General features: G+C 63.1%; 13 protein-coding genes. 7 read left to right on the plus strand and 6 right to left on the minus strand.

The genetic code is table 11. The annotated features are described in order from the left end of the window. Nucleotides 1-4 precede the first annotated feature (4 nt). The 4 genes from DT343_RS10790 to DT343_RS10805 all read right to left on the minus strand — a co-directional run bounded on the left by DT343_RS10790 (nt 5) and on the right by DT343_RS10805 (nt 7,276). The gene (locus tag DT343_RS10790; RefSeq protein WP_112862896.1) at nt 5-1,681 is read right to left on the minus strand and encodes a pilus assembly protein TadG-related protein; all 1,677 of its coding nucleotides are present in this window, start codon (nt 1,679-1,681) and stop codon (nt 5-7) included. Then, nucleotides 1,678-2,106 carry a TadE/TadG family type IV pilus assembly protein gene (locus DT343_RS10795; protein ID WP_112862897.1) on the minus strand — a complete coding sequence of 143 codons (429 nt, stop codon included), beginning with the start codon at nt 2,104-2,106 and terminating at the stop codon, nt 1,678-1,680. The genes DT343_RS10790 and DT343_RS10795 overlap by 4 nt, the downstream gene beginning before the upstream one ends. Before the next feature lie 98 nt (nt 2,107-2,204). Beyond that, nucleotides 2,205-4,589, minus strand: coding sequence for a putative bifunctional diguanylate cyclase/phosphodiesterase (locus tag DT343_RS10800; RefSeq protein ID WP_112862898.1), 2,385 nt, complete (start codon nt 4,587-4,589; stop codon nt 2,205-2,207). A gap of 2 nt (nt 4,590-4,591) precedes the next feature. Continuing rightward, nucleotides 4,592-7,276 (minus strand): FecR domain-containing protein, encoded by a 2,685-nt coding sequence (locus DT343_RS10805; RefSeq protein WP_112862899.1) that lies wholly within the window; start codon nt 7,274-7,276, stop codon nt 4,592-4,594. A gap of 127 nt (nt 7,277-7,403) precedes the next feature. On the opposite strand from DT343_RS10805, the gene DT343_RS10810 reads away from it, so the two are divergent. From DT343_RS10810 to DT343_RS10830, 5 genes are all read left to right on the plus strand, one after another. Beyond that, nucleotides 7,404-9,002 (plus strand): ShlB/FhaC/HecB family hemolysin secretion/activation protein, encoded by a 1,599-nt coding sequence (locus DT343_RS10810; RefSeq protein ID WP_146756738.1) that lies wholly within the window; start codon nt 7,404-7,406, stop codon nt 9,000-9,002. Between the two features lie 276 nt (nt 9,003-9,278). After that, on the plus strand, nt 9,279-9,728 hold the full coding sequence (locus DT343_RS10815; RefSeq protein ID WP_220116682.1) for a MobC family plasmid mobilization relaxosome protein: 450 nt from the start codon (nt 9,279-9,281) through the stop codon (nt 9,726-9,728). Continuing rightward, on the plus strand, nt 9,725-10,984 hold the full coding sequence (locus DT343_RS10820; RefSeq protein ID WP_112862902.1) for a relaxase/mobilization nuclease domain-containing protein: 1,260 nt from the start codon (nt 9,725-9,727) through the stop codon (nt 10,982-10,984). The genes DT343_RS10815 and DT343_RS10820 overlap by 4 nt, the downstream gene beginning before the upstream one ends. A gap of 207 nt (nt 10,985-11,191) precedes the next feature. Continuing rightward, nucleotides 11,192-11,368: a hypothetical protein gene (locus tag DT343_RS17510; protein ID WP_181669180.1), complete on the plus strand. Its 177-nt coding sequence runs from the start codon at nt 11,192-11,194 to the stop codon at nt 11,366-11,368. A gap of 87 nt (nt 11,369-11,455) precedes the next feature. Further along, nucleotides 11,456-11,725, plus strand: coding sequence for a hypothetical protein (locus DT343_RS10830; RefSeq protein WP_112862904.1), 270 nt, complete (start codon nt 11,456-11,458; stop codon nt 11,723-11,725). Between the two features lie 4 nt (nt 11,726-11,729). On the opposite strand, the gene DT343_RS10835 is transcribed toward DT343_RS10830, so the two are convergent. Beyond that, on the minus strand, nt 11,730-12,038 hold the full coding sequence (locus DT343_RS10835) for a hypothetical protein (protein WP_112862905.1): 309 nt from the start codon (nt 12,036-12,038) through the stop codon (nt 11,730-11,732). A 786-nt stretch (nt 12,039-12,824) separates the two neighbouring features. Here DT343_RS10835 and DT343_RS10840 point away from each other — a divergent pair. After that, nucleotides 12,825-13,193, plus strand: a complete 369-nt coding sequence (locus tag DT343_RS10840; RefSeq protein ID WP_112862906.1) for a LexA family protein — start codon at nt 12,825-12,827, stop codon at nt 13,191-13,193. 3 nt (nt 13,194-13,196) lie between these two features. After that, nucleotides 13,197-14,453, plus strand: a complete 1,257-nt coding sequence (locus DT343_RS10845) for a Y-family DNA polymerase (protein WP_112862907.1) — start codon at nt 13,197-13,199, stop codon at nt 14,451-14,453. On the opposite strand, the gene DT343_RS10850 is transcribed toward DT343_RS10845, so the two are convergent. Beyond that, the gene (locus DT343_RS10850) at nt 14,434-15,240 is read right to left on the minus strand and encodes a DUF3883 domain-containing protein (RefSeq protein WP_146756739.1); all 807 of its coding nucleotides are present in this window, start codon (nt 15,238-15,240) and stop codon (nt 14,434-14,436) included. The two genes, DT343_RS10845 and DT343_RS10850, sit on opposite strands and share 20 nt — an antisense overlap. Between the last annotated feature and the right edge of the window lie 17 nt (nt 15,241-15,257).

The raw sequence follows: 15,257 nt of genomic DNA on the forward strand, positions 1-15,257 counted from the left end.
GCCGTCAGCCGACCAGACGCGGCGTCGTGCGCCCCGGATCCGGGCAGGACAGGCCGTGCACCGTCACATCGGCCTCGCCCAGCTTCAGGCCCAAAAGGTCCAGCACGGGATTGAGCGCTCCGTCCAGCACTGGCCCCAGCGGCTCCAGCAGCTGACCTAACGCCTTGGTCAGATCTCCGAAGCCAAGGCCCAGGCCGACCACGTTCACATCCACGTCCAGCCGCGCCAGCAGGCTGGCGACCGCGCCGCTGGCGAAGCCGCGTGAGGCCATGGTCTTGACGCGCTGATTGTCGATGTCGCCCGCGTCGAACCTCAGCGGCCTGAACCCCGCATCCGCCGCCTCGACATTCGCCTTGCCGGTAATGCTGACCAGACCCGCAACCGACAGCAGGGTTGCGCGCTGCGGCGACAGCGGGGTCTTGAAATCGCTCAGCCTGGTCTCTTCCACCACCCCGATCGATGCGCGCGCCAGGCCCGGCCGCACATCGACCTCCACCGCGTGCGCCGGATCGCAGGACAGCGACTTCAACCGCGCCTCGGACGCCGCCAGTTCGATCAGAATCGGCAGCTCAACCCGCGCCAGACCAGACAGGGATTGCGCCGTCCTGGCCCGCACAAAGAGCCGGGCCTGGGCTGTGCGGATGATCGGCTGGCCGTCGGCCGTCACCGTCAGCCAGGGCGAGCGATTAGGCCGTTCGCCGATCGCCAGGCTGGTCTTCAGATCGGCCAAGCCCGCCGGTACGCCAAGGTTCAGCGCGATCTGCCGATCCCCGCCCCCGACTTCCAGCATGGCCATCACCAGATCCATGGCTGACACCGAGGCGTCCAGCCCCTCGCGGATTCCGTCTGGCGAGCGCGTCTGAAGTCCCATCAACTCGCCCAGGCTGACCTTTGTCCCGACCGAGGCCGACGCCAACTGGCCCAACGCCCCGCCGTCCTGGCCGCCCGCCACCCGCTCCAGCACTCTCAACGCGCGGCCGGCGTCGACCTGGGTCGCCAAGAGCTGGTCGTAGTCGCCGACCTCGACGCCCAGATCGGTCGCCAGGGCGTCAGTGAACTCCAGTAGATTGACGTCCAGATCGATCAGGCGACGATAGTCCATAACGCTGAGCGACACCTTGGACCCGGTCAGCCCGCCGATCAGTTGGTTGGCCACGCCGTCGTCCAGCCGCGCCAGCCGCGAGCCGATGGCGATCATGGCCTTCGGCGTCTCTCCCCCGATCGTCGCCGTGGCGCGGCGTGTGACGCGCACCAGATCGCGCCCCAGCAAGAGATGGGTGAAGAACATCGGCGCGCGGCTGGCGACCTCGACCCGCGCGGCGTTCGGCGTCGCCCCACCCGGCGCGAACCGGTCGTTGCGCACCTTGGTCGGATCGGGCGAATAGATCCCCAAGGCCGTCGCCACCGTGACCGAGACGTCGGGCGCGACATTGGCTTCGACCGTCGCCAGGGCCGCGCGAGCGACCGCACCTTCTCCCTGCGCCAGATTTCGCACCGCCGACAGCGCCGCCAGATCGGCTGCGCCCTGGACGCGACGCGTATGCAGAACCAGAACCCCCAGGTCGATCACCGCCGCCGTGAACAGACACAACAGACCGCCCGCGACCGCCGCGATCACCGCCACCGCCCCACGACGATCAGCGCTGAACTGGACCAGCAGACGAGGCAGGCGGGCGGTCATGAATGGTCGCCTACATGGATGACCGCAGAACGCCGAATAACGGAGGGCGGACGGGGCAACATCCCACCCAGCGCCATGACCAGGCTGTCGCTGGCGTCATAGACCACGACCACCCGCAAACGTCCTGAATCCTCGGTCACCTCGATGGTCGTGTGTTCCGGCTTCAGGGCCACGCCCTGAACGGCGTGGTTCACCTCGCGCCGGGCCAAGCCGTCGCGCTCCGCCGCATCCAGTCCCCCGATGGCCGCCCTCGCGCCCTCGGACGCTAGGGCCTGAACCGACTGCGCCATCAAGAACCAGCCGCCATAGACGACGATGCCGATCAGCAGCAGGACCAGGATCGGCCCCACCAACGCAAACTCCACCGCCGCCACGCCCTCGCGCCCGCGTCGCCTTGGAGAGGTAATGGGTCCGAACGTCCGCATGTCAACCTCACGATTGCTCGCATAGATTGTAAATTGGACGCGGTTAAGCGTTCGTGTGGCCGCTACGAGCTACGGTTCGTCGCTGATCGGCAACCTCGTTACCCGACCAGCAGCTGCCTTTCCCCCACACCAGATGTTGCGAAGAAAGTGATCAGATCGTCGAACGGCAGCGGCCTTGAGACCCAATAGCCCTGGATCGCATCGCATTCCAAGGCGGCTAGGGTGTCGAAGACTTCCGCGGTTTCGACGCCTTCGGCGACGACGGTCATCCCCAGCCCATGCGCCAGATCGACCGTTGACTTGATGATCAGGCGATCGCGCGCGCTCTCGACCACATCCAGGATCAGGGATCGGTCGATCTTCAACTCGTCGGCGTTCAGCATCTTCAGATAGCTGAGCGAAGACAGACCTGCTCCGTAGTCGTCGATCGAAATCCTCACCCCGGCCGCCCGATAGGCCGCGATCGCCTGGGCCGCGATCTTCGGGTTCTCGATGACGGCGGTTTCGGTGATTTCGAAGATCAGATCGGCGTCGCAGCCCTCGATCAGCTGAAGCGCGCGCGTCCGAAACGCCTGGTCTACGAGGAGACGTCCCGAGACGTTCAGGGCGATCGCTATATGAACGCCCCTGGCCCGCATTGCGGCCTGATCCTCGATCGCCTTGACGATGCTCCACTCCGTCAGCGCCCGGATCTGGCCCGTCTGTTCGGCGATGGGGATGAACAGGTCAGGCCCGATCCGGCCGCGTACCGGATGATGCCAGCGGCAGAGCGCCTCGACGGACGCCGTCGTGCCGTCCGACGTCTTGCGCTTGGGCTGATAGTGCAGACTGACGTCATTATCGCGCAGGGCGTCGCGAAGCTCGGACATCAGGGCGAGGTTGTTGTCGGGATCGACGAAGGTCGCCTCGTCATAAAGCACCGTACGATCTTCCGAGAGATCGGCCTGATTGAGGGCCGTCGTCGCCCGCTCGATCAGGGCGTCGCCGCTGGCCGAGCCGGGCTCTTGAGACGCGCTGCCGATGCGAACGAACAGATCCAGCGGCTGGCCCTCGACGACGAAGGTCGTCTCCACGGCGCGAAGCGATCGGGCCAGGTCGCCTTGTTGATCGGCGGACAGGTCGGCGCGCGCAAAGGCGAGCACCGACGACGAAATCTGCGCAACCAAGTCGACCTCGGCGAGCTCGGCCAGACGCGCGGCAAGCTGGACCATCAGCGTGTTGGCGACGTCGTAACCGACGACCCCTCGCATCTCCGCATGACGATCCACGCCGACGGCGAACACAGCGACACTGAGTTCAGCTTTGGCGATCGTCTCGTCGATGTCCGTCAACAGGGCGCGGCGATTGGGAAGACCCGTCTCTGGCTCGTGCATGGCCAGATGAAGCAGGCTCGCCTCACGCGCCTGGATGATGGCCTGGGCCTGACGGGAGAGTTCTACCCGCGTCGCCCAGATCGCCATCAGAATCTGCGTCCCGAGAAGGGCGGCGATGTCGATGCTGATTGGCGCCCAGGCCTGGAGCAGCACCGGCAGGACAATGATCAGGGCGGCGATCGCGACATGGCGCATAACCAGCCGCCGCAGCGCCGTTCCCCCGATTCTGGCAGGCTGGAGCGCGGCGATAAGGACGGCGCAAAGGCTCAGCAGGGCCAGCGGGCTGAGGCTCATCAAGGCCCGTCCGTCAGCGATGCTTTCATAGGCGAGGGCGTGAATGATGACGCCGGGCAAGAGCCCGACGGGCGTGGCGAACTCGTCGCCCAGCTCCAGCGCCGTCGCCCCCAGCAGGATCTTTTTCCCCCGCACGAGCGAAGGGTCGAAGCGGCCGCGATAGACGTCCTCGAAACTGAGATGCGGGATCGACTTCTGTTTGATCCCAAAATCGACGGTGAAGGCGCCCTGACGTACCGGAGCGTCGGCCAGCAGGGCCGCCACCGATGGCGGCGCCTCGTCCGAAGCGCCGTATGCATAGTGGCGTACGCGTCCATCTGCATCGACCGGCACATTGACCGAGGCGAGCAGAGCGTCGTTCAGCAAAGGCCCGATCGGACGATTGCCTGATCTACGCGTCTCACCGGCGCCGTACGACTCCATCTGCTCGAACGTCGCCAGAGCCACCTCACCAGGGTGACGCGACACCGCAGCCGCCAGCGCCTGATCCGAGGCCGGATTCGACGGCGCGCTGAAATCGACGTCGACAGCCACCAGGGTCGCCCCTGCCGCTATCAGATTGTCGATCGCTTGAGCATATCGCCGCCGATCCCAGGGCCAGGCTTTGGCGGCGGTCAGGCTCCTGGAGTCGATCTCCACGACCGTCAGCGTCTGGCTGGCGGTCCTCGGCAGGATCGAGAACCGCGCAGAGGCGACGACGTCGTCGATGGGCCGATAAGCGTTAGCCAGCATGCCCATCGCCGTCGCCAGCAGGATCAATCCGCACCAGATGACCGCAGCCAGCGGACGCCGACGCCGAGCAAGATCAGCACGCATGGTCACGGCTTCTGAGGCCCTGGACCACCCTTGCCCGGATCACCGGAGCCGGGATTGCCGTTACCCGGCATGCCGGGGAAGCTGGGAACACCAGGGACGCTGGGAATGCCGGGCACGCTGGGAACTCCCGGGACACTGGGAACACCAGGGATGCTGGGAACACCAGGGATGCTGGGAACACCGGGGACGCTCGGAACACCGGGGAGGCTCGGAACACCAGGGACGCTCGGAACGCCGGGGACGCTCGGAACACCGGGGACGCTCGGAACACCAGGGACGCTCGGAACACCGGGGACGCTCGGAACGCCGGGGACGCTCGGAACGCCGGGGACGCTCGGAACACCGGGGACGCTCGGAACACCAGGGACGCTCGGAACACCAGGGACGCTCGGAACACCAGGGACGCTCGGAACACCAGGGACGCTCGGAACACCAGGGACGCTCGGAACACCGGGGACGCTCGGAACACCGGGCTTTTCGGGGTTGCCGTTGCCCGGGTTACCGGCGCCAGGGTTGCCGTTTCCAGGGTTGCCCGAACCAGGTTCGCCCTTGCCCGGATCGCCCGAGCCGGGATTGCCGTTTCCTGGGTTGCCCGAACCGGGATTGCCATTGCCCGGATTACCGGAGCCGGGATTGCCGTTTCCTGGGTTGCCCGAACCGGGATTGCCGTTGCCCGGATTACCGGCGCCAGGGTTGCCGTTTCCAGGGTTGCCCGAACCAGGTTCGCCCTTGCCCGGATCGCTCGAGCCGGGATTGCCGTTTCCTGGGTTGCCCGAACCGGGATTGCCATTGCCCGGATTACCGGAGCCGGGGTTGCCGTTTCCAGGGTTGCCCGAACCAGGTTCGCCCTTGCCCGGATTACCGGAGCCGGGGTTGCCGTTTCCAGGGTTGCCCGAACCGGGATTGCCATTGCCCGGATTACCGGAGCCGGGGTTGCCGTTTCCAGGGTTGCCCGAACCAGGTTCGCCCTTGCCCGGATTACCGGAGCCGGGGTTGCCGTTTCCAGGGTTGCCCGAACCAGGTTCGCCCTTGCCCGGATTACCGGAGCCGGGGTTGCCGTTTCCAGGGTTGCCCGAACCGGGATTGCCGTTGCCCGGATTACCGGAGCCGGGGTTGCCGTTTCCAGGGTTGCCCGAACCGGGTTCGCCCTTGCCGGGATCACCGGAGCCGGGGTTGCCGTTGCCGGGATTGCCCGAACCGGGGTTGCCGCTTCCAGGGTTGCCTGAGCCAGGGTTGCCGTTGCCGGGACCACCGGCGCCAGGGTTGCCCGAACCGGGATTGCCGTTGCCCGGATTGCCGGAGCCAGGGTTGCCGTTTCCAGGGTTGCCCGAACCAGGTTCGCCCTTGCCCGGATCGCTCGAGCCGGGATTGCCGTTTCCTGGGTTGCCCGAACCGGGATTGCCATTGCCCGGATTACCGGAGCCGGGGTTGCCGTTTCCAGGGTTGCCCGAACCAGGTTCGCCCTTGCCCGGATTACCGGAGCCGGGGTTGCCGTTTCCAGGGTTGCCCGAACCAGGTTCGCCCTTGCCCGGATTACCGGAGCCGGGGTTGCCGTTTCCAGGGTTGCCCGAACCGGGATTGCCGTTGCCCGGATTACCGGAGCCGGGGTTGCCGTTTCCAGGGTTGCCCGAACCGGGTTCGCCCTTGCCGGGATCACCGGAGCCGGGGTTGCCGTTGCCGGGATTGCCCGAACCGGGGTTGCCGCTTCCAGGGTTGCCTGAGCCAGGGTTGCCGTTGCCGGGACCACCGGCGCCAGGGTTGCCCGAACCGGGATTGCCGTTGCCCGGATTGCCGGAGCCAGGGTTGCCGTTGCTGGGGTTGCCCGCACCGACCGCTGCGCCGTTGCCGCCGCCGGGCGCTCCGACCGTGCCTGGCGTTCCAATAGCGCTTCCGTTGGATGGCGGCGTCGATCCGCTTGCACCGGGTGCGTTAGATGTCGCGGTAGTCGTTGTGGATGTGCCTGCACCGCTGCTTGCAGGCGATGCAGACGGGGTCGGCGTGACGGCCGTCGCGGCGGTTGTCGAGGTCGCTGCGGGCGTAGTCGCTGGCGGGTTCTGGACCAAGCCGTCGGTCAGGGTCTCATAATCGAGGCTCGGCGCCGCCACCGGCGCTGTTTCGGAGGGAACGGCTGCAGCCGGCGCGGAAACCTCGACACTGGTCGGTTGTTGGCGGGGAACCAGGGCGGTCGCGCCCGCTGCGACGTCGCTGACCGCATTGCCGCTGTTGGAGCGCACTTCTACAAGACCTTCGGCCACATGCACACGGTCGCCCATGGGATCGACAGTCACTGTAAACGTCGTCCCCTTGACGACGGCGGCCAACAGCGGCGTCTCCACGCGGAAGTGGGGTTGGCGTTGCCGGTCGACCTGGAACAGGGCCGAGCCCAGATCCTGCAAGACCCGCGTCATGCCTCCAGCTTCCGGCGCGAGGGTGGTGCGACTGTTCGGTCCTACCACGACACGTTGCTGCCCGTTCGTGATCAGCGCACGGCCGTTTCCGCCCGTGGTGACGCTGGTTCCCGTCGGTAATACCAGCCCGACCGAGCCGTTCGCGACGGGACGCGCGGGTATGGCAACGCGAACAACGCCAGAGACTTCTCGGACCCGCCATTCATCAGCAAGCGCCTGAGTGGGGTAACGCACGAAGAAGAAGAGGACGGCGAAGAAGACCGCGTACCGATGAGCCATCACAGAATCCTGACATGATATCTTGACCGCCGTGATATCAGTCGATGCCTGCCAAGCTCTTAACTCGCTATATTAACAGGATTTTCAGCCCCATTGCGTAGATGACGTTCTCTAGTTGGAGAACCGCGTGCGCCACATTTTCAATACTGCATGGTTAAGGACGGCGGCGATCCTCTTCGGTATGGTCGCGGTGCTGACCGTGGCGGCGGCGGGCCAAGTTCGCGCCGATGCGGAGCCGAGCGCCTCAGCAGACGGCGGCTGCGCCGGTTGTCTTGTCCTGACCAGCATGTTGATCCAGGGCGTCAGCGCCTACCCCCTGTCCGATCTGGCCGACACCTATGACCAGCAACTGGCGCGCCGCGTCTCGGTCGATGATTTGGTGCAATCCGCGAATGCGATTACGGCCCGCTATCGCAACGACGGCTATTTTCTGACCCGCGCCGTGGTCGCCGAGACCGATCCGACGATCGGCGCCGCCCGCATCGTGGTGTTCGAGGGCTATATATCGGAACTGCAACTGACCGGTGAGGGCGCCCGGGCGGTCGAACCGATCCTGAAGCCGTTGGTGAACCAACGCCCCCTGACCATCGGCGAACTGGATCGCCGTCTGTCGCTAGCGTCCGACGTTCCGGGGATCAAGCTGACCAGTCGCATCGAACCCGTCATCGGCGACCCGGCGCAACACCGGCTTGTGGTCGAGACGCAAATGACCTCGGGCAGCGCCGGCGCCTATGTCGACAATCGCGGTTCCGAAAACCAAGGCCCGTGGCAGGTCTACTTGTCCGGCGCCCGCAACTCGACCTTCACGCCGGGCGATCAGATGACGCTGGGCGTCCTGACTGTTCCGGAACGCCCCAATGAACTGACCTATATTGATGCGTCCTACGCCGTCGTTGCGCCGGGTGGAGGCCGCCTTCGTTTCGGCGTCTCGGGTTATGAGACGGACGCGCCGATCCAGAATGCCTCGGGCTGGATCGGCGGCAGCAGCCGCATGGCCTCCGTCACCCTTTCGCATCCCCTCATCCGGTCGCGAGACAAGAACCTCTGGCTGAACGCCGGCCTGGATGTGCGCCGCGTCGAACAAAACTACGCTGCGACCGGCCGCTCCGACGAGACCTTGACCGTGGCGCGCGTCTCGGTGGCGGCGCAACGTCGCTATAGCCCAGGCTGGGTCGCCGGCTCGGTGCAATTGTCCAAGGGGCTCGACGCTTTCGGGGCCACGACCCAACGGTCGCCTCTGAACACCCGCTATGACGCGACCGGCGAATTCGTGAAGATCAACGCGCAGGTCAGCGCCTACCGGGACCTGAGCAAATACGTCGGCGTCTATGTAGAGGCTGCGGGACAGTGGACGGACGATGCCCTGCTCAGTTCCGAAGAGTTCTTCGTGGGCGGTCCCACCTATGGCCGGGCGTATGACTATGGCGAGACCAGCGGCGACAAGGCCGTCGCCGGCATGATCGAGGCTCGGGTCGGCTATGACCCAAAGGGCGACCTGATCTCCTTCGCCCAGGCCTTCGCCTTCTTCGACACCGCCAAGGTCTGGAACAAGACGCCCGGCCGGGATTGGTCCGAACAGCTGTCCTCAGCCGGCTTCGGCTCGCGGATCACCTTCGACCGCAAGACCACCCTCCGTATCGAAATCGCCAAACCCTTGTCCCGCGCGCCCTACAACAAACCCGACAAGGGCTGGCGCACCTTCGTATCGCTGTCGAAACAGTTTTAAGGCGCGCGCACAAGCCCTCGCGATACGCTGCGACGGATAGCGAGGCGGCGAACGGCCCGCCTAAATCGGCGACGCGTTTGAAGTCGAATTGTTTGGAAGAAGTGGCGCACCCTGAGGGGGAGGAGTCGAACGACTTATTCTCTCAGCTCGCTGATTGGAACTTGATCCTGAGGGATACGTCCCTCGGCCAGGTTTCTCCCGCCAAGCCAATCTCTGTCTCCGAGAACACCTGTGAGCGTCCCGTTAGGGGCCGCCAGATGTACGGGGCACGGGCCAATGGTGAAGCGAAAAAAGCCTGATCCGGTATCGGGCAGTTTCAATAATGCGTCTGGAGGCCGGGTAGCCGATGAGGCTCCCGTCGCTGCTGCCCGCTCCGGCCATCCTGTTTCCCTCCGAATGACCTTCGAGGAGAAAATGCGCCTCGACCGGGAGGCGGCGGGTATGTCGCTTGCGGCCTATATCCGCTGGCGGCTTTTCGATCCCGACAATCCGCCCCCAAAATCTCGGGGCAAGCACCCGGTCAAAGACCATCAGGCTTTGAGCCAGCTTCTGGCCCTGCTCGGACAATCCCGGTTAGCCAACAACATGAACCAGCTCGCGAGGGCTGCGAACTCGGGCAGTCTGCCTTTCACGCCTGAAACGGAGCGTCTTCTGACTGAAGCGGCGTCTGACATCGCCGAAATGCGGAAGCTCCTGCTGGACGCTCTCAATCTGGAGCCGTCATGATTCTGAAAGCGTCACAGCGCAGCGGCGGCAAACAGCTCGGCCTGCACCTCCTTCGGGAAGATCAGAATGAGCACGTCGAGGTGCATGAGGTTTCGGGGTTTGTGTCGGAGACGGTGCTTGGCGCGATGAAGGAGGCACACGCGCTATCGAAGGGCACACGCTGCCAGCAATATCTCTTCTCTGTCTCACTCAATCCCCCGGCGTCTGAAAGTGCCGGGGTCGAAGTTTTCGAGCGAGCTCTCCGGCTGATTGAAGAGAAGATGGGGCTCATCGATCAGCCACGCGTCGTGGTTTTCCATGAGAAGGAAGGCCGTCGTCATTGTCACGCGGTCTGGTCGCGCATCGACGCTCAGACGATGAGCGCAAAACCGCTTCCGTTCTTCAAGAGCAAGCTGCGTGATGTGGCGAAGCAGCTCTTCATTGAGAATGGCTGGGAGCTGCCGAAAGGTTTTGAGAGCCGCGAGCAGCGCGATCCGCGAAACTTCACGCTGACAGAATGGCAACAAGCCAACCGCGCTGGGTTGGACGCCAAACAGCTCAAGGGGCTGGCCCAGGAAGCGTGGGCGAGGTCTGACAACCGCGCTGCCTTCAGCCGCGCTCTCGAAGAGCGCGGGTTGTTTCTGGCTCGCGGTGATCGTCGAAGCCATGTCGTCGTGACGCTGAACGGCGACATCTTCGCAGTGTCTCGCCTCACAGGCATGAGAACGAAAGAGGTCGCGACGCGGCTTGGCGATGCAGCCAGTTTGCCAAGCGTTAGCGAACGTCTCGCCGGGCTGGGGTCTGACATGGCGGCTCGAATGAGATCACATATCGCCGAAGCCAAGCGGATCGCCTCGAACGCGATGAAGCCGCTTCTCGACCGGAAGTCAGAGATGCAGGCGCAGCACAGCGTTGAGCGTCAGCGTATGCAGGACGGACAGGCGAAGCGACTGAGAGCCGAACAGGCAGAGAGAGCTTCCAAAATCCGGCACGGTGTCAAAGGCGCGTGGGACGTTCTGACGGGCCGCTACTGGAAGCAGCGGCGCGAGAATGAGCGCGAAGCTTTTCTCGGCGTAGAGCGTGACAGGAAGCAGAGAGACGAGCTGAGGATCAGCCAGCTTGCCGAGCGTCGCGCCCTTCAGGCCGTGATCGCCGAAAAGCGAACGCAGCACGCGGCACAGGTTCTGAAGCTCTACAAGAACTCCTTCGAGTTTCGGGAAATGGCACGGACGGGGCAGAGCCGCGACCACGGGCGCGGGCTTGAGCTAGGACGTTAGATCGGGATTTCGGCGCGTCGAGCATGATGCCTCCGCCGCCGCCCACAAGAACCACGTTTCCAGACTGTACCCTTCTCAAATTTCTCTTTCGCAAGGCGCGGGCGGCCTTCTCCACATTCGTTGCGATCCCAAGGGATGCGAGAGCTTTGCTGCGGCTTCGAGCCCTCCAACGCGGCCCATGGTGGGCGGCGGGCAAAGGAGGACATCATGTTCAAAGTTACACGCGGCGAACTCGCCAAAAAATCAAACGCCCAACTCTCTGCACTCTTCCGCCTCGCGACTGAGCGTCTCTCGGTGGATGCTGAGCCACAATCCGAAACGATCGAGGCGAATGCGCTTCTGGTCCTGATCCGCGACGAGCTGCGCCGTCGCTTCGAGCCTTAGCTGGGGTCGGGGCTTTCGCTCCGGTTCTTCCCAGCCAATGGCCCGCGCTTCCCTAGGCAGGTGTCTAGCCGTTGCTGGAGAGCCGCCATGTCGAAGAATCTCGCTGCCCTTCGCCTCGACTGGTCCCAGCGTTATGCTCACGGGGGTCCAGTCGCTGTGACACTTGTGCTGACAGATGCGACATGGCGAGCGCTCGCGCTCACGATCGCCGACCGTCACCCCGATGGCCTGGTCGAAGCAAAGCCGCTCGCGCATCAGATTGAGCTCTTCTTCGACGAGCTCATTTACGAGCGGGTTTCATATGAGCCTCCCTCCGACCACGACTATGTCGAAGGGGCCGACGACCTACCGTTCTGACCGATTAGAACAGAGACAGTTGGGCCTTTGCCGACTGGGCTTCCCGCCATGCCGGTGCGTAAGAGGCATGATCGAGCCATGCTTCGACGAAAGCCTCTGGGCTATCGTAACCTTCGACTGTCGAGACATGGGTGAAGTGGGATTTGTAGCCGGTCTCGGTGATCGGAAGCGGAGCCCGATCCGGCTTCACGCTTAAGACTTCCAAGTGAGCCATGTGGGTCTGGTCGTCATAGACAAGATAATTTCTGTTCCACCGGATTTCGATTTCGATGCCGTTCCAATTCGAGCGGGTAATTTCGTAGTCGCGCTTCATGTCTGCCTCCTTGAGTTTGGGTTGCGCCGCAACCCGTGCCCGTCGGCGAGACCGGGGGAGGAAAGACGCCAGCCGGGTTTGTCGGAGGGGGATCACCCGACCTGCACGAAGGAAGGTTGGGGACACCGACAAACTCCCAGCTCGGCTTGGGCTGGCGTCGCGCCAGGGGGAGACCCCCTTAGCTCTTGTCGCGATAGGGATAGTGACCCGACAGGGCCCAGATCACCGGCACAGCCGGAAGCTTGGGGCGAAGCCTAGAGCCCGCCGCGCAGCGGATCGCCCATGACCCTTGATATGTCTTGCACCTCCGGTCCAAAGAGCAACCTTCCTGAGAAGGGCGCTACGCGGTCCAACCGTTGACCCCGGTACGGCGTGAAGCTGATGTGCGGACGGACTGACCGGAACTTCTCGCTCGTGGGAACGAGCCGTCGACATTCGTTCACCAGCGCTCGCGATCTGAGCACGAGAACCACGAGCTCGCCGAAAACCGCAATCGATCTATAGCGATCAGTGCGCAAAGTCAGTGGAGACGGATTCAGCTCTGCGAAGCCTGCTGGAGCCCAACCGGTCGTGACGTGCCAAGCTGAAGGAACAAGGTCCGAAAACCCCTGTTGCCTGGCCCAATCTTCAAGATCTGACGCGTTGAGGAGGTTTCGGCCTGTCCATGTTCTACGGACTTCCGTTAAGTCGTCTCCGCATTTGAGTCGGGACACCATCAAATGATCCCCTGTGGATAGGAATACGATCCTATACCATCGGCCGCATCGTTCCTGTTATGTTCTATGCATGGGATCATATCAAGGGGACGACACCACGGGCTTTCAAAGCCCGGCTCAGGATTATGTGGAGCCAGTCATAGACCTGGCTGCATTGATCGATCTTGGTCGTCCGGGGCTGTACCCGGTTCGGGTCAAGGGGCATGAGCTAAAGTCGCGCGGCATCTTTGCTGGTGACATTTTGATAGCGAATGCGGCCGCCGAGCCCGTAGCCGGGAAAGTCTGCGTCGCGTTTCTGCATGGCGAAGTCCTTCTCGCTACGCTGACGTTGAAAGACGAGGCGTGGTGGTTGAGGCCGTCATCTGGCGAGCCGGTGGCTGTCGCCGAGGATGTTGAAATCTGGGCAATCATCTCGGCGCTCGTGCGCGTCGGCGTGTAGGCAATGTTCGCGCTTATCGACGGCAATAGCTTCTACTGCTCCTGCGAACGGGCATTTGATCCAAAGCTAATCGGCAAGCCGGTGGTGGTTCTATCCAACAACGACGGGTGTGTGATTGCACGGACCACTGAGGCTAAGGATTTGGGCCTCAAGATGGGTGAACCTTACCATCTTTCAGCCAAGCGCCCCGAACTGAAGTCGGTCGTCTGGAAGAGCTCAAACTATGTGCTCTATGGCGATATGAGCCGTCGAATGTTCGATGTGCTGACCGCAATGGTTCCCCGCGTCGAGCCTTACTCCATCGATGAGATGTTTCTCGATCTGTTCGGACTGCGCGGCGATCTCGTCGCTCTGGCGATCGCGATCCGTGCAGCTGTCCGGCGAATAGCCAAGATTCCAACCTGCGTCGGAATCGGCCCGACCAAGACGCTCGCGAAACTAGCCAACAAAATAGCCAAGATGGATCGCTTAGGCTGTGGGGTTTGCGATCTTTCGACCGCTGAGCAACGCGCCGCTGCCTTTCCAATCGTCGAGGTCGCTGAGGTTTGGGGAATGGGACCAGCTTCGGTGAAGAAGCTCTCCAACATCGGGGTCCGAACAGTCGCGGACTTTGTGGCACTCGATCCCGATCTCGTCCGTGAGATGCTCACAGTCACAGGCCAGCGCACCCATGCTGAACTGCGTGGCATATCGTGCATACCGTTCAGCGAAGCGCCTCCCAGCCGAAAGAGCATCGCCTGCACACGAAGTTTTGGCCACGCTGTGACCGAGTGGGATGAGATGCGTGAGGCTGTTGCCTCCTATGCAGGCCGTGCCTCGGAAAAGCTTCGGCGCTTCGGTCTGAAGGCGGGAGCGATGCAAGTCTTTATGCGAACGAACGAGTTCAATGGCGATCCGCCATATTCCAATCAGGCCTCGTTTGAGCTGGAGCCAAGCGCAGACTCATTTGCTTTGATCGGCGCGGCTACCAAGGCGGCTCGGGGCCTGTGGCGTGAGAATTTCCGCTATGCGAAGGCCGGAGTCGTGTTGCTCGACCTCTACGCGCCGCGAGAGCTGCCCGTGATGGATCTATTCGCCTCCCGCGACCCTGAAAAATCTCAGGCTCTCATGACGGCACTGGACGCGGTGAATGGACGTTTTGGGCGAAATACGCTTCGTCCTGGAGGCATTCCTCGCGAAGCCGGGTGGTCGATGAGAAGAGCCAACTTATCCCCCTGCTACACCACCAGACTTGAGGACATCATTCAGGCGCGGGCATAGTCTCGAACTTGATCTCGATCTCCGTCCAGCGTCCGTTGCCACAGTCGTCTGGTATGTGGATTCTAAGATCGTTGCCGGAGAGAACGGCTAGTTCCTTCGAGGGCAGTCTCCACAAATGTATATAGAAGGCGTCGCCGTATTTGACCGCGGCGTCCCACTCGCCGCGGGACAAAATCATTCGGGGTGGATTTCTCTTTGTGGTCTTCACCTCAATCAGACGGTTTTTCAATCCGTATGGTGTCGGATCATAGGATGTGATGTCGTACCCAGCCCCGTTGTCTTCGATTGCTGTCCAACGAGGCTCTTCTGTAACACCGAGCGAGGCGAGGCGTTTGCGTTCGTAGTCGAGTGATAAAAGCTCACCCTCGCGGCCCTGTGAGTTCAGCGTATCGTCGCTGAGCGCCCTCATTTTTGAAGCAAGCGCATCCCACCATTCCACAACCGGCGGTGATGGGATTTCCTCGAACAGTCCGGCTGACTTGAAAGTCTGAAGTTCGTCCTGGGTGAGGGCGATCGCCAACCGCTGACGGCCATACGGGAAGAACCTGCACCACATAGGGAGGTGTCGGTTGATCAGGACGGTGAGACCGTCTCGGATGCCCAGCCGGGGATCTATGAAGTCGATCGTTTCCGGCAGTTGCTCGTGTAGCCGGATGCCGCCTTCAAAATCGGCTGCTGCGTAGTCCGCATCGGAACTTCGGAGCGACTGAGCGGCTTGTTCAGCTGAGCTGTCAGGATGGTCTCGAAGGTATCGCCGCAAGCCGCTTACGGCGGCAAAGGCGCTCATTCGAAACTCCGGAATGA

Source organism: Brevundimonas vesicularis (assembly GCF_900445985.1).
Classification (GTDB): Bacteria; Pseudomonadota; Alphaproteobacteria; order Caulobacterales; family Caulobacteraceae; genus Brevundimonas; species Brevundimonas vesicularis_D.